Here is a 21,355-nt window from a genome sequence, read left to right as displayed (position 1 = left end):
CGAAAAGGAATCCAAAAACAGTTATGCTTCTTATCCAATCATCCGAAAATCATTTCGATTCCCAGTCATATCAACCATCAATTCAAATAGCATTTTGCTATTATCTGGCTTATTCTGAACGATTACTTGCATAAAATAATCATGCACCATAAACGTATAGCCATGTTCTTTCGACGTAATAGCGTAGCCTTCTAAATCATTTTCTGAGACAAATAGCCAGCGCCACTCATACTTTTCACGCACTGCCTCTCCGTACAAAGAGCCTAAAATATAGCCCAGTTCTTCTGCCAAATCAGGGTCTGGCGAGGTATTTTTTAAGTACTCAGCAATTTTCTTAATACGCTCTTCTGGAGTTCCGTCCGTTTGGAGCATTACTTCGCCTTCTTCTTTTAAACGGATAATTTCAGCTTCTTCCGCTTTCGTTAGTTCTCGTGCAATAATCGACATTAGAAACACCCTTTCCCCAACCATTATACATTAAAAGCTCAATCTTTCGCATCCGATATGTTCGTCATGTATAATGAGAGAAGTACAGCAATTTTATATTTAGGGGGCTATTTTTTTCATGGAACAAAATAAAGAAAAACTCACAAAACCGACATCAGATAAAAACTATTTTTGGCCGATAATGATTATTTCATTTGTCGCGGTTGTGGTAATTTTGCTACTATTCTTCTCACCAATTGGGTATCAAGGAGCAGTGCATTTCGACATCACTATTTTCCCGCGTATGAACGCCATCTTTAATAGTTTTACCTTTGTATTTTTAGTTATTGCACTTTGGGCGATTATAAAAAAGAAAAACATTAACATGCACCGTGGTTTCATTTTAGCAGCATTTACATCCACACTTTTCTTCTTAGTATCTTACTTAACGTTCCATTATCTTTCAGCAGAAACTTCTGCATTTGGGGGAACTGGAATTATCCGTCCAATCTACTTCTTCATTTTAATTACACATAGTTTCTTAGCAGCAATCGTTGTTCCGCTAGCGTTATTTGCGCTTGTATGGGGCTGGACGATGCAAATTGAGAAACACAAAAAAATCGTTCGCTGGACCATGCCGATTTGGCTATATGTCAGTTTAACTGGTGTACTAGTATACTTATTTATGGCACCGTATTATTAAACAAAAAAGCATCGAATGAGCGCTTATTAATAGCCCATTCGGTGCTTATTTTTTTACAGAAAAACTTTTCGTGATGAGTTTTTCTTCGACGACAACTCCGTGAAGTTCTCCGCCAAAAACCGCACCACCATCTATATCGAGCCTCGTTTTATCTTCCGAAACCCAAATACCAGAACTTTCATCAATATGTAAATTTTGTACCGGTGTATGCCCGAAAATAAAGACTTGCCCGGTTTTATTTTGTCCAAATAAGAAAGGTTCGCGAATCCAGAAAAAATCATGCTCTTCGGTATCGTGCCAATCTTTTTTCGTCAAATCTACACCTGCATGCACAAATACATATTTACCTTCTTCATAATAGAGGGGCAAATTCCGGATGAAATCAATGAGTTCAGAAGCTTCTTCTTTTACCCGTTCCGCGAGTCCCTCTGGCGTCATTTTTTTGTCTAGGGCGTCCGCGATTAAAGATTGAATCGTTTCCATCCCGCCTTGGCTTAAATAATAATGCATTTTCCCAGAAGGATTTTCAAGAAAGTCCAGTAACATTTGTTCATGGTTTCCTTTTAAGACAATCGCTCCTGTTTGGTCAGCTAATGCTTTCACTCTTCTAAGTACTGCAGCGGGGTTTTCGCCGCGGTCAATCAAATCTCCTACAAAAAGTAGCCGTTCTCGCTCTTTATCCCAGTTTTCTAGTAATTCATCTAAAAGCGTAATCTCTCCGTGCACATCCCCCACAGCAAAAATAGGCTTCATGGCTATACCTCCAAATCTACGTAAAAGAAACGCCCTTCTGCTAAATGAACAAATGGACGCTTTTTTCTTATTCGGTTTCGCTTTCTGCTTTTTTGATTTTCTTCTCTACTTCTGCAATTTCGTGACGTATTGCACTTAATCTAACTTCTGATGCATTGATGGGGCCATTTTGGAGTTGCGGATCTTCAAATTCTCGTGTTTCACTAATTACTTCTTGATATGTTTGTCGCAACTCAATTAATTGATCTTCTAATTCTCTTAAATTCTCATGGGCCATATGCGCCACCTCCAAGTTAATCATACTACATAGCATTACAATTCCCCAATAACTAGAAAAGTAATCCTTTTTTTAGCAAATTTTTATAACACCTCTTATTACTGTATTAGTCCTTAAAAATGTGCTATTTTAAAAGTAGGTATTTTTTGCTATTATACTTAAAAATAAATGAAAAAGGAGTTTTTACTATGATGACTATTTCACAAGTAAAACAGACAGCGAAAGAGTCGCTTCGTGGCAACTGGGGAATTGCCATTGGAATATTTGTACTTGCTTGGTTAATTGAAACTGTTGGCGGAGGAGTACTTGGTTTGATTCCAGTCATTGGTTGGGTTGCACTTTTCCTACTAACTGGACCACTTTATACCGGGGTTGCATGGGTATACCTAGCGATTAGCCGCCGCGAACAACCAGATGTTGCTTATATGTTTAGTGGTTTTAAACAATTTGGACGTACAGTCTTAGCTTACTTACTAATTTCTATTTTCACCTTCTTATGGAGCTTACTCTTAATCGTACCAGGAATTATTAAAACTTACTCTTATTCACAAACATTCTTTATCTTACGAGATAACCCAAATATTTCTGCACTAGATGCTATTACAGAAAGCCGCCATATGATGAATGGACATAAAGGTAGACTTTTTGGACTATCTCTTACATTCCTTCTATGGTATTTAATTCCCCTTGCTGTAGCGATTGCAGGGACTGTTATTGTTGCTGGTGGAATGGCTACAATTTCTTATACAGCTGATCCTGCAGAAGTACTTTCAGCTCTTGCTGCCGGCGCTACTTTTGGTGGACTCGTGTTAATCTTAGCATCATGGTTAATTACTCTTGGGATTTCGCTTTATGTTTATCCTTATCTAATCACTTCTATCGCTGTTTTCTATGATGATTTATATGCAGCAACAGAAGGCACTTTTACTGAAGAAACTGTCATCGTGGAAGAAGACGTAACTCCATTTGGAACAACAGAAGCTGATCCATTTGCAGAAGATACTCATCCAGAAGGCTTCGGACCAGAGGCAACAAAAGAACCCGAAACTTCCGTAACACCAGAAGTTCCTGAAACGCCCGAAACTCCGGAAGTTCCTGAGGCTCCAGAAACGCCCGAGACTCCAGAAGCACCCGAAGCTCCAAAAGATAACAATGAACCAAAATAAAATCACGGCTGGCGGACTGGAATTTCTAGTCCGCTTTGCTTTGCCAACTGATCGACTGAAAATACATGATTTGATGATGGATACAGCTCGCTGGTTAAAAGACTCGGGTTCAACTCAGTGGGGCGATATTTTACATGGTTTTGATGTCCATAACATGGAACAACGTATTGAACTTGGTGAAGTTGCGCTTTTTGAAACAGAAACGGGTGCACTTGCGGGCGCAATGATTATTCGAAAAACACCAAGTGACTGGGATACGGATTTATGGGAAGATTTGGCAGTTGATAAAGCTTACTATTTACACCGAATTATGGTTTCGCGAGCGTTTTCCGGCATTTCATTAAGTAAACAAATGATTTATTTTGCGGAAAAATGGGGGATTGAAATGTCCGTCCCTTTCATTCGTTTAGATTGCATTGAAAGCAATGAAACACTCAATCAAATGTATGTCCGTTATGGTTTCCACTTTTCTGGTAAGAAAAACGGTTTTTATTTGTATCAAAAAGAGCTGTCACAAAAGTGACAGCTCTTTTTATCTGTATGCTTGAATCGTTAGTTCCGCAAACATGGACTTAATTGTTTTTCTAGCTAATTCGGTTTCGTCTTTTGCAAGCAACTCACAAATTTGGTTACTTTTCTTGTTAGTCCATTCTCTGATTTCAGCAGATTTAAACATATTAATTCCATCTGAAAAATGAACCATTTGGAAGAAAATTTGTTTGACGATACGCACTTGATAGGGATTTTCTGCAAAACTAATTAAGCAAAGAATAAAACGATGATGCGCATCATAATAATTTTCTATATCGGTTAGATACGAAAATCGCTCCATCTCTTGCGCACGCTCATACAATTTCCCTAAATCCATTTCATAACCATAATGGGCTGCTTTTACAATGGCTGCATCGACAAATATATCAATGGTTTCCATCAACTGCACATAGCGATCTGAATCAACAATACAATCATTTAAAACGGCGCCGCTATTTTCGTGATAACTAACAATACCTTGAGCAGTAAGCGTTGCAATTGCTTTTCTGAGTGGCGAGCGGCTAACACCAAATTCTTTAGCCAACTTTTCCTCTGCTAAATGCTCATTCGGTACTAACTCACCGTTTTTAATTTTTTCAAGAAGTAAATTATAAACCATTTTATCTAATGTTTTAAATTTGTTTGCCACAAAGCCTGCCCCCTCTTCGCTCGTAATTATATCACAGAAAAATTATTAATGGATGAGCTTGCTTCGTTTTGCTTTTTCTGATAGCTTGGGTACTATTTTGTCGAGTGGTTTTTTGAGCAAAATACCTAGTGTTATAAAGAGAATGGCAAATCCGGCAAGCACACTCATATCAATCCAGACCGTTGGCATATAAAGTCCTCCAACACTTTCCCGAATTAAACTAACGGCATAAGTGAATGGCAAGAATGGATAAATCGCTTGGAAAAATGGTGGCGAAACTTGAATTGGAAAGTTTCCGCCTGCTCCTGAAATTTGTAAAACTAACAAGATAATCGCAATCCCTTTTCCGACATTATTAAATAGTGATACGAGCGTGTAGACGATGGTCATAAATACGACGCTGATAAACATACTGAATAGTACATGTAGTAATGGTTCTGCGATAGATACCCCGAGCAAGAAAATATTCCCTAGCGTCACGATAAGCGCCTGCATCAATCCGATAGATAAGAATGTCAGTAATCGTCCGAAATAACGATGGTAATGGCTGAAAATCCCAGCTGGTACTTCTACATCCACACGTAATAACGAAATCAGCAAGAGCGCGCCCACCCATAAACAAAGAGCTGTATAAAATGGTGAACTTGCCGAACCATAATTAGGAATTGGATAGTAGCTTGTTTCTTTTAGTTTAACTGGATTGGCTATAAACGAACTATCTTTATCCGCATCGTTTCTGAGCATCTTAATAATACTTTGCAAATCGTAGTTTTTATCGAAGTCAGTAATTTTATTCGCCGCATTATTAATGGCTTTTTCAAATTCCGGTAATTCTTCCCTCGAAAGATCGGCCGCAATTTTAATCGCTTTTTCGAATTCCGGCATTTTTTCTTGAATGAGGCTAGAAGCTTGGTTTATTTCTTTTTCAAGCCCTGGTAAATCATCTCGAATGAAATTGGCTGCTTTCTTTATGTTCGCTTTTACATTCGGATAATCGTTTTGGTAAAAGTTGGCTGCTTCGTTAATGCCTGCGATAATCGTATCGAGCTTGGTGTTGATTACTTTTGTTGCTTCATCTAACGTTTTTTGAATTTCTGGTAAGCGTTCTTGGAATTCTTTTAAGTATGTTTGACCGGTTTGTAGTGTTTCCCTCGAATCTTTTAAAACCTGCGTAATTTCTGGGATTTTTGCTTGCAACGTTTCCAGTAGTTTTTGACTATCTTTCAAATCTCCTTGAATTTGGTTTAAGCCAACTTTAATTGCTGGAACGATTTTCGAATCATAGTTCGCTAAAACTTGGTCCAATTTCGTGCTAACATTTTTCGCTTGTTCATTCAGTTGATTTAAAAGTTCCTCGGAAGGTTGCGCGCCATTTTCAAGTTCTGTGCGCACTTTTGTAATCGTCTGTTTTTGCGCGCCTAATTGGCTATTAATCGTATTTAAATTCGTAATTAAATCGGTAAACGGTTTGTTCGGCAGCGTTTCATTTAAACTTTCTAATGTCGCTGTTTGTTTCGTAATCATTTGCTGCAAGGAATCAATGTCTTGTTCCATTTTCTTCAATTCCGCAATGGCTTGTTCTGGGGTGATTGAACCATTTTTGATTGCTTCTGTCACTTGATAGATGTTGTCTGCCATTTGCTTCATTAGCGTTAAGTTTTGTTTAATAGCAGGCGCTAACGTATCAAAGGACTTATTGATTTCATCCGCAAAATCAGATACTTTATCCACATAGCCGCTGCCATTTTGTGCGATTTTTTCTACTGTAGGAATTGCCGCCATCGCTGTATCAATCACATCTAGCGCTTTGCCAGATTCATTCACTGCGTCATTGACCGTTTTCTTAATCGTTCCAAAGTTTTCATCTACTTCTTTTACCGATTCGGCGATTTGTTTGATTTCCGGGATTTTCTTTTGAAGCACTAAAATATCTTGGCCCAGCTGGTCAATTTTCGGTAGTTGTTGTTCCACTAATAAGACGTTTTCTGTCGCTTTATTTAGCTCAGGGATTTTTTCGTTTAGCTCGACAACTTGGTTTGCTTTCGCTTTCAGTTCAGGCAGTTTGGCTTCTATTTTGACCGCTTCTGCTCCCATTTTTTTCAGTTCTGGTAAAGCATCTTGCACTTGGAATACCTTGGATTTTAAGCGTCGGATTGTTGGTAATTCATTTTCAAGATCAATCCCTGCTTTATTGAACTCTTCCAAAACAGCTTTACTTACTGTACCAACAAACTCTGAACTAATTTGATTTACAATCGTCGTTGCGCCACTCTCGGTCATTTTTGGCGCGATAGCATTGATTTTTTCATTAACGGAATAATCAATCGTCGGTTTGGTAACATTATCATTTACGACCGAAACCATATCTTCTGAAAAATCTTTTGGAATATGGATAGACGCGTAGTATTTTCCACTTTTCACGCCTTTTTTCGCTTCATCCTCACTTACAAAAGTCCAACCGAGTTTTTTATTCTTTTCTAGCGTTTTCTTCAGTTGGTCCCCGACATTCACTTGTTGGGGCTTTTTTCCTGGTACGTCTATTTCCGCGCCTTCATCATCAATCGAAACTGCAACTTTGATTCCGGACGTGTTGGAGTACGGATCCCAAAGTGCTTCAATATTAAACCAAGCATATAATGATGGCAAAATAATTAATGCAATTACTAATAATAAAGCTAAAGGCGCTTTAAAGAGACGGCGCCAGTCTAAAATAAATATTTCGTATACTTTCCGCATCAAAAGCACCTCCTGTTTTTAAGCAATTCACCTTTAGAAATACTATCTAAATGTACGGATAATATACAAATTCACTAATTTTTGTATTACCTCTTTTGCTAAATCGTGTTTCTTTTCTACCATGTAATAAGTTAATTGTTCTAAGGTTTCCATCGTTTCTTCTTCCAAGAGCACAGGAATTATTTTAATATCTTTTTGCGCTTTATTAAAGAAATCACGCTTCATTTTCCTGACAATATCCTCGGCATAACTATTAGCCAATTGCGCCACAAATTGTAACAGCCATTTGCTAAGTAAGGATAAATAAGTGTCCACATCTTCTTCTTTTTGAATTTCGCGCATTTCTGCTAATAATGCATTACCTTGCTCTGGTTTATAAGTTAAATTTTTATTTTTACACTTTTCAATTGTTTGTACAACAAGGATTTCACCCATCTCCAGTAATTCAATAAAACGCCCAGCGCTCATGCTACTTTCGATTACAATTGCCCCCCGGTTCAGCTCGTATTCGATTAACTCTTCGGATACTAAAACCGCAATTGCTTTTCTGACTGGTGTTCGACTAATAGATAGTTCTTTTGCAATACCAGCTTCTGAAATATGTTGCCCTACATGAAGCTTTCCACTGAGAATTTTTTCTTTGATTGTATAATATGCTAATTTTTCGTATGTTTGTTTTTCCATGCTCATCCCTCGTTTTCTATATATTAAAAGTACTTTCTACGCCAAAAAATAACAGTTACCCCCGTTGTAATTAAAAGCGTAAACAAAAGAATTAATGCAAACGCGTGTTCATTATGCATAAACGGTAGCTTAATATTCATCCCATAAACACTAGCCACAATTGTTGGCAATGACAAAATAATAGTAAAAGATGTTAAAAATTTCATCACGATATTTAAATTATTGGAAATAACCGAAGAAAATACGTCGGACATCCCACTAATTATTTGGGTGTATGTATCCGTCATCGCAATTGCTTGCTTATTTTCAATAATAACATCTCTAAGCAAATCGTGATTGTCCTCTTGTTGCATAAAATGTTCCACATCTTCCATTTTATCGAGAATTGCTTTATTCGATTGAAGAGCTGTTGCAAAAAACACTAAACTTTTCTGAACTGCCATAAAAGCATACAGCTGCTCATTTTTCATCGATTGTTTAATCTGTATTTCTAAATTATTTGTCTGTTTAATGATTTGATTTAAGTATTTGAGGTAATAATAAGATACAGCGTACAATAATTTTAACAAAAATTGCTTATGATTGGTTGTATCATATTCTTCTAACTTCATCGATTGCACATCTTTTAGAATTGGCAAGTCTCGCAATGTGATTGTTACAAGATGTTTTCTAGTTAAAACAATCCCAATCGGAAGTGTTTCATACATCGCATAGCCGAGTTCATCCTTTGATTCATATGGATAATCCACAATGACTAGTGAATGTCTGACATCTTGTTCGGCTCGTTTCAATTCTATTCTAGAGCGCTCCTCAGAATCTAATGCATCTAAAATATATGGTTTCGGTACATCCATTTCCTTGCTTAACATTTCTATTTCTTCGTCTGTTGGAGCAGTTACTTTTACCCAACAACCATCTTCCAAAGCAGAAAGTTGCTCCATTTTTTCATTGGTTGTCTTAAAAAATTCAATCATCTAGATTTCTCCCTTCTTCGTATGTTCTTTACAAAATATTTCATTTATGTTACATTATTATTAATAATAATTCATTTATGACAAAGGAGCGATGAAAATGGAATTTATGTCTATGATAGTTACAGGAATTGTTTTAGCAGCAACTGTCTCTGGCCTTTCTTTTGTAGTAAGCAAACTGAGCGGGTTATCTTGGTTTTGGATAGCATTTTGCGCCAATAGTGGCTTCTTTATTACTTTTCTCGCTGTGCAAAATTCATTCCCAGACAATGCAGCCTTAGCGCTTTCTTATTTAAATCTCGGTATTGGTATCTTTTTAATCCTCCAAACCATTTTTCAATCAAGTAATTGGTTTTTCAAGAAAACGATGCAACGTAAACATTAAAAATAATTAGTCTAATCTACCTTTCCCTTATTATCGCATCAAAAAACTGTTTAAGCTCATTTTTCGCTTAAACAGTTCTTTTTTTATTTAAAGTGTATTTTAATTCCATTCGAGTCCGTTACAGAAATAGTATTTTCCCATCGTTTTATATCATATCCTTGTTGTTCTAAGTTGGCTGTTATTGCCTCTTTGTCAGGAGTAATAATCGTAAACCATGCGAGTCCTGTTTCATCTTCTCCTAGGCTTTCCAAGTTACGACCTGCCCAGACGTTCGATCCAATATGATGATGGTAATCACCAGCAGCAAAAAACCTTGCTGTCGGAATAGCGGTCGTTAAATTCATTCCAAGTGCCTCTTTATAAAATTGTTCCGCTTTGTCAGCATCTGCCACTTGTAAATGGACATGACCAATTACCGTTCCGCTTGGCATCCCCATGAATGGTTCATCCGTCGCAATTTGAATCAACGAATCCACATCTACTTGTTCTGTCACCATCGGTAAGTTGCCATCTCCGTCACGCATCCATTCCTCTTTTGGACGGTCCGCATAAATTTCAATACCATTACCTTCAATATCATGTAAATACAGTGCCTCACTATATGCATGATCTCCCGCGCCATCAATCGGATAGCCTGACTTAGCTAAATGAAGTAACACATCCGCTAAACTTTCTCGCGTTGGTAAAAGAAAGGCAATATGAAATAAACCAATCCGTGGCACTTCTGGAACGACTGCATTATCTATCTTTTTAAGAACTAGTAAGGCTTCATTAGACCCACTCACGCCGAGCCGAACCATTCGCTCATTTTCCTCTAATAACTTCAAACCAATCACTTCTTGATAAAAACCTGCCATCTCCTTTAGATGACCAACATTCAATACAACCTCGCCAAGTCGTAACTCTTCACTAATTTCTACCATGTAAAAAACGCTCCTTTTATTGTAATACATTCATTACAACATAAGGAGCGTTCAAATTCCAATAAAACGACTTACAAAAAGTAAGTTAATTATTTTTTAAGTAATTCACTATGTTTTCTACCATAAGCAAAGTAGACGATTAACCCGATAACAAACCAGATTCCGCAAAGAATCCAGGTATGAACAGATAAACGACTAATTAAAAATGCACATAATAAGAACGAAACAATAGGAAGGACTGGATAAAACGGTACTTTAAAACCTCTCGCTTGAATATCTTTATTTTTACGTAAAAAGATAATCCCGATAGACACCATCATAAATGCCAAGAGCGTTCCAATATTAACCAACTCAGCCAATCGATCCAATGGCACAAGCCCGCTAATAATCGCAACAATCACTGCAAAAATCCAGGTATTTTTAACAGGTGTTTGGTATTTTTGATTAATTTCTGCAAGTACTTTTGGTAATAAACCATCTCGTCCCATCGCAAAAATCAATCTAGTGGCTCCGTAACTCATTACTAAAATCACTGTAATCATCCCAACAACTGCGCCAAGTGATACGATACCCGCTACCCAATCTTGGTTAATCACTTGTAAAGCATAAGCTACTGGATCTGTTACGTTTAAATCTGTATACGGCACCATTCCAGTTAAAACTGCGGATACAGCAACATACAATACCGTACAAATAAGTAGCGATCCAATAATTCCAATCGGCATCGTCCGTTGCGGATTTTTCACTTCTTCTGCTGCGGAGGAAACGGCATCGAAACCTAAATAAGCGAAGAACACTAGTGCCGCACCATTCATAACCCCACTAATTCCAAAAGGCATAAATGGTTGCCAATTATCCGGTTTGACATAAAATACGCCAACAACTAAGAAAAGTAAAATAACGCCGACTTTCAGAGCTACCATAATTGTATTGACACGCGTAGATTCTTTTATTCCAAGGGTTAATAAAAAGGCAATAACAAGAACAATAATAATGGCTGGTAAATTAATAAATGTACCTACTTCTGGATTAAAAGACCCAGATATCGCTTTGGGAATTGAGATATGAAAGCCTGAAAGTAACGCATTTAAATAAGAAGACCATCCGCTTGCCACAGAAGCCACCGCAAGCCCGTATTCCAATATAAGTGCCCAACCAAGCAGCCATCCAATTAACTCACCAAAAACAACATAACCATACGTATAGGCACTCCCTGCAACAGGAACACTAGACGCAAACTCTGAGTAACACATTGCTGCAATCGCACAAACAATCGCCGCAATTACAAAAGAGAAAATAATCGCTGGTCCTGCATTTTTCGCAGCCACTGTTCCAGGTAAAATAAAAATCCCCGTTCCAACAATCGCTCCTACTCCAAGTAAAGTTAAATCAAGCGGTCCAAGCGTTTGCTTTAAATGGGTGCTACCACTTTTATTATGCATTAAATCTTCTATCGGTTTTCTTCTAAATAATGAATTCATTTTTTCTCCTACCTTTTTACAGTCTTCTAAAAGGATATCCTTTTACACTTTAAAGGTCAATAGGATCGTGATAAAAAACACAAAAACTAATCATTCTTTCCTAAAGTAGAACCTATTACCCAAATATATCAGAATCATCTTTCATGATTTGCACTAGACGCGTGATTAAGCTAAAATTAGAAGGAATGGATTTGTGCGTATTTGGCACAAAGCATGATAGAAAGAGGAATTCAGTTGATTTTATTTTATTTTTTATTAATTATTGGTAAGTTCACTTTCGCCTATTTCCAGATTTTTAAAGATCCTAACTTCCTGGCACTTGGAATGGACCTGCTGTTTATCGTATTACTTCTTGGACTGATTCATTTATTCGCACCGGTTCGTTCACACATTTATTGGTATGCAGGAATGTCTTTATTTATTGGGATTCTAATGCTCGTATGTGTGCTTTACGCCCGGTTTTATAATGAAGTTCCAACATACCACAGTTTCTCTCTTATCGGCGAGGTTGGCGTAGTTAAGAATAGCGCTACAAGCCTGCTAAGCGGGACAGACTGGTTATACATCCTAGATATTGTTTTCCTTCCATTTATCCTTTATTTCCATATCAAAAAAGGTCACCAGTTCCCTTCATTCCGTCTAACTAGCCGTGTATATGGCGTATCTTTTATTAGTACGCTACTCGTTTTAAGTGGTTTTACTTATTTTATGATGCAACAAAATATTATCAGTGACTCTAAGCGTGCAAAACGAATGGGAATTTTCACATTTAATATCAGTACTGCGCTTACTGGTGCAGATCATGTTAAAGCCGCAGATATTACTGCCAAAAATGTGAATGATATTAAAGGTGTGTCGGTTAAATCGAAACCCGATTACTTCGGTGTTGCTAAAGGGAAAAATCTTATTATTGTTCAACTTGAGTCATTCCAGCGTAATTTAACGAATGTCAAAATTAACGGTCAATCAATTACCCCAACATTAGATAGCTTGCAAAACGAAACCATGTATTCTAATCAGTTTTTCCAAACAGTCTCTAAGTCAAATACGGCTGATGCAGAATGGTCCGTTTATACATCCACTTTCCCGAGTGGATACTACACGAACACACAAACTTACGGTGATCGGGTAATCCCGTCAATGCCTCGTTTACTTGGCAAAAATGATTATAAAACAGCGACCTTCCATACAAATGACGCTAGCTTTTACAATCGTGATGAATTTTATCCTGCAGTAGGGTTCGATAAGTTTTATGATCGTAAATTCTTTGGCGATGAGGATGTTATCGGCTTCTCTCCTAGTGATGAAGTACTTTACAACAAAGCCTTCCCGATTTTAGAAGAACAGTACAAAAACAACCAGAAATTCTATGCGCAATTAATTAGTGTAAGTAGCCATATGCCATTTGATATTCCGAAAGATAAACGAGAAATTGACTTACCAAGCGATTTAAAAGATACAGAACTTGGTAACTATTTTGAAGCAGTTCATTATGCGGATAAACAACTTGGTGAATTCATTCAAAAATTAAAAGATAGCGGCATTTGGGATGATTCTGTTGTTGTTTTCTACGGCGATCATCACATTATCAAAACTGACCAACTACCTGAGGAACAAAAAAAATACGTCAACCGCTCTACGGAGTTAAAAGCAGATCCAGCTGATGACTACCGTATTCCGTTCTTCTTACATTATCCAGGCCTAGAAAACCCTGGTGAAATTAAAAACGTTGGTGGCGAAATTGACATTATGCCAACTGTCATGAATTTACTTGGTATTAAAACTGGTGACCAAATTATGTTTGGGACTGATATCCTCAATTCATCTAATAATTACGTACCTGAACGCTATACCATGCCAGAAGGAAGCTATTTTACTAATTCTTACATGTACCAACCAGATGAAAGTTTCGAAACTGGCGCAGCAACCAATTATGATGGAACGAACAAAGCACTTTCGAGTGATGTGAAGAAACGCTTTGAGGCTAGCCGAAAACTCTTACAGTATTCCGATAGCTACGTAAATAATTTACCATTACGAGACGAAGATAAATAAAAAAAGAAGTATCCAGCAAATCTGGATACTTCTTTTTTCGCTTATTTTGGTAAAGCTTCATGATGCTCATTAAATTTTTCAATACTTTCAAGCGCTAGAGGTTTGTTCATCATTTGTAAAAATAAATCATAGCCAATAGTAACAGTATCCGCTCCACTAGCTAATGCTTGCATGATTTGGCGGCTATTTTTAAAGCTCGCTCCCATGATTTTCACATCTTCTAGTCCTTGCAAATCTAACACGTATCGTAGTTCTTCTATTGTTTTTGCTGCGTCTAATCCACTTACTTCCATACGATTATAATATGGCGCTAAATAATCTGCACCAGAGAGCGCTGCAATATAACCTTGTTCCGATGAGAAAATTGCTGTTGCTAAAATGATTTCATTTGGAAAATTAGCGCGAACTTTTGCGATGACTTTTATCCCAGCTTCATGAGCTGGAATTTTCAAGCCGATTACCGTACCTTCTGCCGGCTCAATTGCTTGAATTCGAAGTACATCTTCCCAGATTTCCTCTTCCGTTAACCCAGCCGCTTGAACAAACACAACTTTGGCTGGAATACTTGCTATATGCGTTTTTCTTGGCTTATTTTCCTTTAATAAAATAGTCGGATTAGTGGTTACACCTTCAAAAAACGGAAATTGAAGCGCTTTCTTTATTTCCTCTAAATTCCCCGTATCTAAAAACATTTCCTCACTCCTTCAAAAGTTTTTCTTCTCATTTTAAGTGTAGAAAAGTTCCACGAGCCAGTCAATTGTTTCTGAGACCCAAAGTTGTTGGCGATTTTGTACAACAAAAAACACCTCCACATGTGGAGATGTTTTTGCCGCTATTTTTTCTTCGGTTCTTTCTTCCAATTTTTCCGTTTGAATTCAAAGCGTTCCATCCAGGGGCGGCCTTTTTTCAGTGCAAAATAGCCGATGATGACGATAAATAGTGCACCGATAATATCGACAATAATATCTGTCATCGTATCTTCAAGCGCAGCGCGACCAGTGAGCGGCGTTCCATTAGATAGATTATAACGCTGCATATTTAAGTTCATAATCCCATCAAACGTATACTCATACACTTCCCAGAAAGCTCCCATTGTCACAGCAAAACAAAATGCGAATACAGCGATGAAACCCGGTTTAAGTTTCATGACAACTTTATCATTAGCATTTAGCAAGCTGACAAACGAAAAGCCAATTGCTCCAAGCATCGCCCCACTAAAAGTATGTAAAATTTTATCCCAATGTGGCACGGTTGAGTAGAATTTTTGAACTGTACCAAGATAAATCGATCCATATAGAAATATAATAAATAAAATATACACAAGACCAGGTATTTCAAATTTGAAGCGTCGTGCAATAATCGAAGGTAGCAACAAAATAAAAATTCCTAATATAATTTCAAATAGTAAAAATATATAGTCCCCTCGTAATGTTACATGCGGTCCGGTTGCTGGCTGCTTGATCGGTGCTGTAAAAATTTCGTAAATAGTAAAAACAACAGAAATTCCCATTGACGCAAAAACAAATAACGCTATCCATTGTGTCCAATTGATTTTTTTCATGCACTCATCTCCAATCTATCATGTAATACCCCTTTTTCCATAAAAAGAAACTGCTCATCTATCTTAGACTAAGAATAGACAAGCAGTCAAATTATCACTTTTTTCGATTAGATCGAAGGAGCCTAAGCCCATTTAAAATAACTAAGATAGTGCTTCCCTCGTGTCCCACAACGCCAAATGGCAAATTGATTAATTGGAAAACATTTGCTGTTATCAAAACAAGAATCACTGCAATCGCAAAACAAATATTTTGCCAAGTAATCCAGTGAAGACGTTCAGAAAGGTTGTAAGCATAGGGGATTTTCTCCAAATCATTCTTCATTAAAACAACATCCGCTGTTTCCATCGCGATATCCGTCCCCTCGCCCATTGCAATTCCAACGGCTGCATGAGCAAGTGCCGGAGCATCATTAATTCCATCACCGACCATTGCCACACTTCCATAAGTAACTGATAAATCTTTTAGCACATCCACTTTTTTCTCGGGTAAACATCCAGAAACGACATAGTCCATTCCCAGTTCGGCTCGAATCGCTGCACCTGTTTGTTCGTTATCGCCTGTTACCATTATAGTCTTAATTCCTTTTGCTTGAAGCGCCTTAATCGTACGAATGGCTTCAGGTCGGCACGTATCTTTAAGGGCAAACATAGCTTGAATCACGCTGTCTTTAGCTACATAAACAATCGTTTTTCCTTCAGCTGCAAGTCGTTCAAATGCGCCATTTGAAAATAACGTTGCTTTCTCATCTCCGACAAAGCCCGCCTTACCAACTTGCCAAATAGCCTCTCGGTACACCGCTTGAACTCCCCAGCCAGGTACATCTGTCACTTCAATTTCTGTTAACTTTTCGGTAATTTCCGCCTCTAGGTCTTGTGTTATTGCCGCAGCTAATGGATGTAAAGATTGTCGCTCCATCGCTCCAACTACATTGATTACTTGCTGTTTATCAACATTTTCAGCAAATAACCGATCTGTCAGTTCAGGCGTACCATTTGTCAACGTCCCAGTTTTATCAAATGCAACAGCTTTTACACCGCGTAAATTTTCCAAGTGTACGCCGCCTTTAAACAAAATCCCATGACGTGCACCGTTAGAAATCGCTGCTAAAGTCGCAGGTGTCACCGAAGCCACTAGCGCACAAGGAGAAGCAACCGTTAGTAAAACCATCGCACGATAAAATGTTTCATTCCACGACCACCCTAAGGCAAAGTGAGGTAAGAACATCATTACTAACACAAATAATAGAACTGCTTTTACATAAACATCCTCAAATCGTTCAATAAAGCGGGCAGTTTTCGAAGGTTCACTTTGCGCACTTTCTACTAGACGAATAATTTTACTAAAAATCGTGTTATCAAATGTTTGTGTTACTTTGACCGTGATGGCGCTACTTACATTAATTGTTCCGCCAAACACATCCGCACCAATCGTTTTCGTCGCTGGAACAGATTCCCCATTAATTGCCGCTTCATTTAATGTTGTTGAACCTCGAACAATGACTCCATCGATAGGAATACTTTCTCCTGGTCGAACGAAAACCATATCGTTCAATTGGAGCTCTTTAGCAGCAACTTCCTCTAAATCTCCATTAGGAAGCAAACGAAAAGCTCGTTCTGGTTGAAACGCCATTAATTTCGTGATTTCGCGCTTACTTTTATTCGTCGTATACGTTTCTAATGCACCACTAACTGAGAAAATAAATATAAGTACGGCCCCTTCAAACCAGTAACCAATAATTGATGCACCAGTAGCCGCCAAAATCATCAAAAGCTCCACATTTAACTTTTTCGTTTTAATAGTTGCTTGAATGCCTTCTTTGGCTTGCTCAAAACCCCCAATAACAAAGGCACTTAGGAAAATAACCGCTGTCCAAAAGTCACCAACATCACTGCCGACCAAACAACCAATCACAATCAAAATCCCGCTAATACCCGTCGTAATAAATTGCCAATTCTGCTTCATCCAATTTTTCATTATGCTCATCCTCTCCAAATGATAATGATTCCCATTACCCTAAAAAACACAAAAATCTGCTTTCGCAACTGCGAAAAACAGATTAAACAATAATTATTATAAATAAATATAGCGATATATCTCCTTAACTCACTTGTTATTATAGCACTTTCCGACTAGTATATCAAACTAATTGATAAAATTATATTCTAATTGAGAATGAAATTCACTATCAGTCCAATGCATAAAAAGACACTTGAGCAAAATGCCCAAGTGTCTGATTTCATTAAGGTAATTGGTTGCCAGCCGCACGGTAAATTTCATACCATTCTTCACGACTAAGCGTTACGTCAGAAGCTTTAGCAATATCGGCAATTCTTCCAGGATTCATTGTACCAACCACTGTTTGGAAGCTTGCTGGATGACGCTGAATCCATGCAACCGCAATAGCTGAATTAGTTACACCTTTGTCAGCAGCAATTTTGTCGATTACTTTGTTCAATTCAGGGAATTTATCGTTATCCAAGAAAACTCCTTCAAAGAAACCATATTGGAACGGGGACCATGCTTGGATTGTCATGTTGTTTAAGCGACTATATTCCAAAATACCGCCGTCACGATCAAGTGAAGGATCAATTGTCATATTCACATTAAAACCAGTATCAATCATACCAGTATGCATAATACTAAATTGCAATTGGTTGGCGATTAATTCTTGGTCTACGTATTTTTTCAGTAGTTCAATTTGACCTGGATTTTGATTACTTACGCCGAAATGGCGCACTTTTCCACTTTTTTCCAGTTCAGTGAAAGCCGCCGCTACTTCTTCTGGTTCAAAAAGTGTATCCGGACGGTGAAGTAAAAGTGTATCTAAATAGTCTGTTTTCAGGCGTTTTAAGCTACCTTCTACAGATGAAATAATGTGCTCTTTGGAAAAATCAAAGAATCCTTGACGAATTCCGCATTTTGATTGAAGAATCATTTTTTCACGAACAGTTGCATTCATATCAATTGCATCAGCAAAAACTTCCTCTGATTTACCACCGCCATAAATATCTGCGTGGTCAAAAAAATCAATGCCATTTTCAAGTGCTGTATTAATCACTTTATTAGCATCCTCTTTACTAAGATCCGCCATTCTCATACATCCTAGCGAAATTTCTGAAGCTGTTAAAGCGCTATTACCAATTGTTATACGTTTCAAACTAAGCACCTCTTTCTAAAAGTATATCCTTATTCTAACACTTTGTTGTAATCGTTACCAAACTTAACCTTCTGAATAAAAACTTATTCCTTTATCCGTATCTTCCACGACTATCCCAGCCGGTTGATTAATCAAGAGAATGCAGTAGTAAAAATCCCCGACACAACCAGACGTATGTAATGCAAAAATCAAATAAAGAACCGCTTCATTCACCCCAAGAAATCGTAGAAAAATGAACAAACCCGTAAGAACAACAAATGGCGCAATCGAAATAATAAAGAATTGTGCTTTCGTATAAAATGCTCCCGGACTCCCCGCATAAGCCATCCCATTTTTAAAACCAAATTTCACTTTTGCTTCTGGACGAAATGCTTTAAAGAAAATCCCGTGTACGGCTTCGTGAATAACAATTGCTACTGCATAACCACCAAACAGCCAAATAATCCCCATAAAACCATTCGTAATTGCAAAACCACCTGAAAAAACAAGACCCAAAACAGTTAACACAAGCACAATAACAATCGCAACAATATTCAAATTCATAACCAATTTTTTATTTTCTAGTAAATTTATTTCTTGAACCAATTTCCTTTCCATTTAGCACGCTCCTTTTATAAAAACGCTGATATTTTCGTTATTACAATTATACAATACTTCTTGTCGGCATTCTATGTCATAGTGGATAAATACACAAGTCCAGTTGGAAGGGGACGAAAAGTTTTTCTTTTGTCGGTTTCTATAAATTTTTACAAGCCTTTGAAATGGCTATTTAAAGCTATAGGATTTTACGTCATAACCTCGCAGAAAACGATCTCTTCTATAATTAAAGTCAATTATACGTTCGTCAAATCGCTGTCATTGAACCATGTTTCTTTCATGATCCAAATGCACATGAAATACATACTTGTATCAAATATGGTAATCGTTCTTTAAACAAAGTATTTCTATTGCCCAATTGCTTTTGAAAGCATCTGCTAAAATAATAGAATGTTCTAAAACATCATCTATTAAATCATACATTTTTTCTCCTATCACTAAAAAAACGAACAAAAATTCCTTGGATCAAGAATAAAAGGAATTAAAAAACAAGCATATTACTTCACCAAAACAGGTTAATGTAACACACTTATTTTTTATTATATTATCATTTGCTTAATATAAATTTAACTATTTAATTTAATAATCTTTATTACATCCATTGAGTCTATTTTCCCTGGATAAGTTTCTTGTATTTTATAATCGTCTGATAACTCAATAAGTACTTTATCATTTCTTTTAATTTCGGAGAGTTTTATTTTCTTGCCTTCCTCATTATAATATTTATCTTCTATATCAAAATAAATTTTCTCACCTTTATCCGCGGGAGCTTTGTCTGAATTTTCTTTAAAGCTATTAACTAATATTGAGTAATCATCCACGCTTTCTACTATCCCGTTAGCTTCTACACTAGAATCTTTTTGGGGATTATTTGAACAAGCCGTTAAAATTAATAATAACAGTATTAAGCTGATAGTTTTTTTCATTATTTTGCTCCATCAATAAAAGATTTTAAAGCAGGAGTTATTCTAACTCCTGAATTTGCTGAATCCTCTAATGTATGAACACCGATAATTGATCCATTGTTAATTATCGGAGAACCACTTTGTCCTTTTGTTGTATCTATGGAGTAAGAAATTTTTTGGTTGGTAATAAGTGCATTACCATTTCCATACCACTGTGAACCAGCTTTGGGACTCTCTCCGGGATATCCAGATATGGTTGAAAATAAAGTAGTGTTAGCCGTTGGCACTCTGTATTTTAAAGAACCATAACTACTAACCGATTTAGATAAAGTAACTACACCTATGTCATAATTGCTATCTCCTTTTGACGACCAATTTACAGGTATATGTAATTTAGAACTAGTAACATATGTTGGGGATACCCAATTATTCATTTTAGGCTGAAAAATAACTCCATTTGCCCACGATCTAGTACTCTTATCATACAAATTGTGTCCTGCAGTCAAGACTTTATTGCTTCCGATAATTGTTCCTGTCCCAACATACCAAACCATTTTATTTCCTTTCTTAAATGACATTTCCATATAGCCTATTTGTTTATATGGAGAATTATTTACATTTGCTTTTACTCTATTGTCTGCCCCAACCACTTTTTTCAAAAGTCTAGGTGCCTGTTTTTCTATAGGATTAATTATTGGCTCCGTATTTTCCACCTGATCCTCAGGATGTGCCTCATTATACTCCTCAACAAACTTCTCTCTAGCTTCTTTAGATGAGTCAACAAAATCTTGTATTTCAAGTTGCTCCTCATTCGTGACACCTGTTGTTCCGCTTAAATCCAAACTTTTTTCAACAATTGCTTTGCCGCTTAAAGGCATTAGCAAAACTGCTAAACTAAAAATAAAAATAGCTGTAATTTTTTTCAATATGTTCATCTCCTTTTATTTTAGTAACAAAAAAATATTAGCATGAAAAGCCTATGTATAACCAAAAATGTAATGAAATGTCCGATTCTTGTCGTGAACGATCAAAAATGCGTCTTATTTAGATTCATCCTTACACAATTTGTGTGCCATTATGTTTTTTGTTCACGAAATAATATTCAGAATGAGTAACTATTCACGATTTATACATCCCTATTTCTAGTCGTCACAAAAAACTCATATTTGTTCAAAATATGAGTTATTTACCTTATAAAAATTCCTTGTTTATTTAATTATTTATCATAATCAATAACTATCAAATGAATAAATCGGTATAATTATTCATCAAACTTTAAGATTATTGACGCTCATCAATTTTATATGTGATAATTTTCACTTAAATAGTTTTCGTTCATTTCAAGAAGTAGTTTGTTGTGTAATACCTATCGTTTTTGCCATACCAAAATTCCA

At 36.8% G+C, this 21,355-nt stretch carries 21 protein-coding genes; 5 read left to right on the top strand and 16 right to left on the bottom strand.

Translation table 11 applies throughout. The features are described 5' to 3' along the window. Window positions 1–30: 30 nt before the first annotated feature. Window positions 31–447, bottom strand: coding sequence for a hypothetical protein (locus HRK21_RS09170; protein ID WP_003738329.1), 417 nt, complete (start codon window positions 445–447; stop codon window positions 31–33). Window positions 448–565: 118 nt separating this feature from the next. Here HRK21_RS09170 and HRK21_RS09165 point away from each other — a divergent pair, with 118 nt between their 5' ends. Next, window positions 566–1,129, top strand: coding sequence for a DUF420 domain-containing protein (locus HRK21_RS09165; protein WP_003738328.1), 564 nt, complete (start codon window positions 566–568; stop codon window positions 1,127–1,129). A gap of 45 nt (window positions 1,130–1,174) precedes the next feature. Here HRK21_RS09165 and HRK21_RS09160 read toward each other — a convergent pair whose 3' ends face one another. Both HRK21_RS09160 and HRK21_RS09155 read right to left on the bottom strand, forming a co-directional pair. Further along, window positions 1,175–1,882 carry a metallophosphoesterase family protein gene (locus HRK21_RS09160; protein WP_070006304.1) on the bottom strand — a complete coding sequence of 236 codons (708 nt, stop codon included), beginning with the start codon at window positions 1,880–1,882 and terminating at the stop codon, window positions 1,175–1,177. 67 nt (window positions 1,883–1,949) lie between these two features. Continuing rightward, window positions 1,950–2,159, bottom strand: a complete 210-nt coding sequence (locus HRK21_RS09155) for an Lmo0654 family protein (protein WP_003738326.1) — start codon at window positions 2,157–2,159, stop codon at window positions 1,950–1,952. 191 nt (window positions 2,160–2,350) lie between these two features. Here HRK21_RS09155 and HRK21_RS09150 point away from each other — a divergent pair, with 191 nt between their 5' ends. Together HRK21_RS09150 and HRK21_RS09145 are read left to right on the top strand one after the other, a co-directional pair. Next, window positions 2,351–3,325, top strand: coding sequence for a DUF975 family protein (locus HRK21_RS09150; RefSeq protein WP_077952732.1), 975 nt, complete (start codon window positions 2,351–2,353; stop codon window positions 3,323–3,325). Next, window positions 3,312–3,848, top strand: a complete 537-nt coding sequence (locus tag HRK21_RS09145) for a GNAT family N-acetyltransferase (protein WP_003738324.1) — start codon at window positions 3,312–3,314, stop codon at window positions 3,846–3,848. The genes HRK21_RS09150 and HRK21_RS09145 overlap by 14 nt, the downstream gene beginning before the upstream one ends. Before the next feature lie 9 nt (window positions 3,849–3,857). On the opposite strand, the gene HRK21_RS09140 is transcribed toward HRK21_RS09145, so the two are convergent. The 4 genes from HRK21_RS09140 to HRK21_RS09125 are packed head-to-tail and all read right to left on the bottom strand — an operon-like array spanning window position 3,858 to window position 8,899. Beyond that, the gene (locus tag HRK21_RS09140; RefSeq protein ID WP_070006306.1) at window positions 3,858–4,505 is read right to left on the bottom strand and encodes a GntR family transcriptional regulator; all 648 of its coding nucleotides are present in this window, start codon (window positions 4,503–4,505) and stop codon (window positions 3,858–3,860) included. Between the two features lie 45 nt (window positions 4,506–4,550). Next, complete coding sequence (locus HRK21_RS09135; protein ID WP_070006307.1) at window positions 4,551–7,241, bottom strand: YhgE/Pip domain-containing protein; 2,691 nt, start codon at window positions 7,239–7,241, stop codon at window positions 4,551–4,553. Between the two features lie 42 nt (window positions 7,242–7,283). Beyond that, window positions 7,284–7,925, bottom strand: coding sequence for a GntR family transcriptional regulator (locus HRK21_RS09130; protein ID WP_003738321.1), 642 nt, complete (start codon window positions 7,923–7,925; stop codon window positions 7,284–7,286). 23 nt (window positions 7,926–7,948) lie between these two features. After that, window positions 7,949–8,899: a magnesium transporter CorA family protein gene (locus HRK21_RS09125; RefSeq protein WP_003738320.1), complete on the bottom strand. Its 951-nt coding sequence runs from the start codon at window positions 8,897–8,899 to the stop codon at window positions 7,949–7,951. Window positions 8,900–8,996: 97 nt separating this feature from the next. On the opposite strand from HRK21_RS09125, the gene HRK21_RS09120 reads away from it, so the two are divergent. Continuing rightward, window positions 8,997–9,281, top strand: a complete 285-nt coding sequence (locus HRK21_RS09120) for a hypothetical protein (protein WP_003729368.1) — start codon at window positions 8,997–8,999, stop codon at window positions 9,279–9,281. An 83-nt stretch (window positions 9,282–9,364) separates the two neighbouring features. Here HRK21_RS09120 and HRK21_RS09115 read toward each other — a convergent pair whose 3' ends face one another. Beyond that, complete coding sequence (locus HRK21_RS09115; RefSeq protein WP_069888201.1) at window positions 9,365–10,204, bottom strand: VOC family protein; 840 nt, start codon at window positions 10,202–10,204, stop codon at window positions 9,365–9,367. 89 nt (window positions 10,205–10,293) lie between these two features. After that, window positions 10,294–11,685, bottom strand: coding sequence for a branched-chain amino acid transporter BcaP (bcaP, locus tag HRK21_RS09110; protein ID WP_012581805.1), 1,392 nt, complete (start codon window positions 11,683–11,685; stop codon window positions 10,294–10,296). Window positions 11,686–11,919: 234 nt separating this feature from the next. On the opposite strand from bcaP, the gene ltaP reads away from it, so the two are divergent. Then, window positions 11,920–13,740: a lipoteichoic acid primase LtaP gene (gene ltaP, locus HRK21_RS09105; RefSeq protein WP_077952729.1), complete on the top strand. Its 1,821-nt coding sequence runs from the start codon at window positions 11,920–11,922 to the stop codon at window positions 13,738–13,740. A 41-nt stretch (window positions 13,741–13,781) separates the two neighbouring features. Here the strand turns inward: ltaP and HRK21_RS09100 are convergent, their stop codons facing one another. From HRK21_RS09100 to HRK21_RS09070, 7 genes are all read right to left on the bottom strand, one after another. Further along, window positions 13,782–14,432, bottom strand: a complete 651-nt coding sequence (locus tag HRK21_RS09100; protein WP_070006309.1) for a transaldolase family protein — start codon at window positions 14,430–14,432, stop codon at window positions 13,782–13,784. 140 nt (window positions 14,433–14,572) lie between these two features. Beyond that, window positions 14,573–15,301 (bottom strand): DUF2238 domain-containing protein, encoded by a 729-nt coding sequence (locus tag HRK21_RS09095; protein WP_069888198.1) that lies wholly within the window; start codon window positions 15,299–15,301, stop codon window positions 14,573–14,575. 94 nt (window positions 15,302–15,395) lie between these two features. Beyond that, window positions 15,396–17,276 carry a heavy metal translocating P-type ATPase gene (locus tag HRK21_RS09090; RefSeq protein ID WP_003738314.1) on the bottom strand — a complete coding sequence of 627 codons (1,881 nt, stop codon included), beginning with the start codon at window positions 17,274–17,276 and terminating at the stop codon, window positions 15,396–15,398. Window positions 17,277–17,541: 265 nt separating this feature from the next. Continuing rightward, on the bottom strand, window positions 17,542–18,459 hold the full coding sequence (locus HRK21_RS09085) for an aldo/keto reductase (protein ID WP_070006310.1): 918 nt from the start codon (window positions 18,457–18,459) through the stop codon (window positions 17,542–17,544). Between the two features lie 63 nt (window positions 18,460–18,522). Further along, window positions 18,523–19,056, bottom strand: coding sequence for a DUF3267 domain-containing protein (locus tag HRK21_RS09080; protein WP_003738312.1), 534 nt, complete (start codon window positions 19,054–19,056; stop codon window positions 18,523–18,525). A gap of 566 nt (window positions 19,057–19,622) precedes the next feature. Then, on the bottom strand, window positions 19,623–19,982 hold the full coding sequence (locus tag HRK21_RS09075) for a lipoprotein (RefSeq protein WP_003727234.1): 360 nt from the start codon (window positions 19,980–19,982) through the stop codon (window positions 19,623–19,625). Beyond that, window positions 19,982–20,896, bottom strand: coding sequence for a trypsin-like serine peptidase (locus HRK21_RS09070; protein WP_069888196.1), 915 nt, complete (start codon window positions 20,894–20,896; stop codon window positions 19,982–19,984). The genes HRK21_RS09075 and HRK21_RS09070 overlap by 1 nt, the downstream gene beginning before the upstream one ends. Window positions 20,897–21,355: the final 459 nt, after the last annotated feature.

The sequence above is a fragment of the Listeria monocytogenes genome, assembly GCF_013282665.1.
Lineage (GTDB): Bacteria > Bacillota > Bacilli > Lactobacillales > Listeriaceae > Listeria > Listeria monocytogenes_C.
This window is presented reverse-complemented; position numbering and strand designations above follow the sequence as displayed.

Excerpts from the sequence above, each read along its gene's own strand:
- HRK21_RS09125 (WP_003738320.1), bottom strand. The coding sequence starts at position 8,899 with ATGATTGAATTTTTTAAGACAACCAATGAAAAAATGGAGCAACTTTCT.
- HRK21_RS09135 (WP_070006307.1), bottom strand. The coding sequence starts at position 7,241 with ATGCGGAAAGTATACGAAATATTTATTTTAGACTGGCGCCGTCTCTTT.
- HRK21_RS09155 (WP_003738326.1), bottom strand. The coding sequence starts at position 2,159 with ATGGCCCATGAGAATTTAAGAGAATTAGAAGATCAATTAATTGAGTTG.
- HRK21_RS09160 (WP_070006304.1), bottom strand. The coding sequence starts at position 1,882 with ATGAAGCCTATTTTTGCTGTGGGGGATGTGCACGGAGAGATTACGCTT.
- HRK21_RS09115 (WP_069888201.1), bottom strand. The coding sequence starts at position 10,204 with ATGGTAGAAATTAGTGAAGAGTTACGACTTGGCGAGGTTGTATTGAAT.
- HRK21_RS09130 (WP_003738321.1), bottom strand. The coding sequence starts at position 7,925 with ATGGAAAAACAAACATACGAAAAATTAGCATATTATACAATCAAAGAA.
- HRK21_RS09075 (WP_003727234.1), bottom strand. The coding sequence starts at position 19,982 with ATGAAAAAAACTATCAGCTTAATACTGTTATTATTAATTTTAACGGCT.
- HRK21_RS09100 (WP_070006309.1), bottom strand. The coding sequence starts at position 14,432 with ATGTTTTTAGATACGGGGAATTTAGAGGAAATAAAGAAAGCGCTTCAA.
- HRK21_RS09070 (WP_069888196.1), bottom strand. The coding sequence starts at position 20,896 with ATGAACATATTGAAAAAAATTACAGCTATTTTTATTTTTAGTTTAGCA.
- HRK21_RS09090 (WP_003738314.1), bottom strand. The coding sequence starts at position 17,276 with ATGAAAAATTGGATGAAGCAGAATTGGCAATTTATTACGACGGGTATT.
- HRK21_RS09150 (WP_077952732.1), top strand. The coding sequence starts at position 2,351 with ATGACTATTTCACAAGTAAAACAGACAGCGAAAGAGTCGCTTCGTGGC.
- HRK21_RS09165 (WP_003738328.1), top strand. The coding sequence starts at position 566 with ATGGAACAAAATAAAGAAAAACTCACAAAACCGACATCAGATAAAAAC.
- bcaP (WP_012581805.1), bottom strand. The coding sequence starts at position 11,685 with ATGAATTCATTATTTAGAAGAAAACCGATAGAAGATTTAATGCATAAT.
- HRK21_RS09170 (WP_003738329.1), bottom strand. The coding sequence starts at position 447 with ATGTCGATTATTGCACGAGAACTAACGAAAGCGGAAGAAGCTGAAATT.
- HRK21_RS09120 (WP_003729368.1), top strand. The coding sequence starts at position 8,997 with ATGGAATTTATGTCTATGATAGTTACAGGAATTGTTTTAGCAGCAACT.
- HRK21_RS09145 (WP_003738324.1), top strand. The coding sequence starts at position 3,312 with ATGAACCAAAATAAAATCACGGCTGGCGGACTGGAATTTCTAGTCCGC.
- HRK21_RS09080 (WP_003738312.1), bottom strand. The coding sequence starts at position 19,056 with ATGGAAAGGAAATTGGTTCAAGAAATAAATTTACTAGAAAATAAAAAA.
- HRK21_RS09095 (WP_069888198.1), bottom strand. The coding sequence starts at position 15,301 with ATGAAAAAAATCAATTGGACACAATGGATAGCGTTATTTGTTTTTGCG.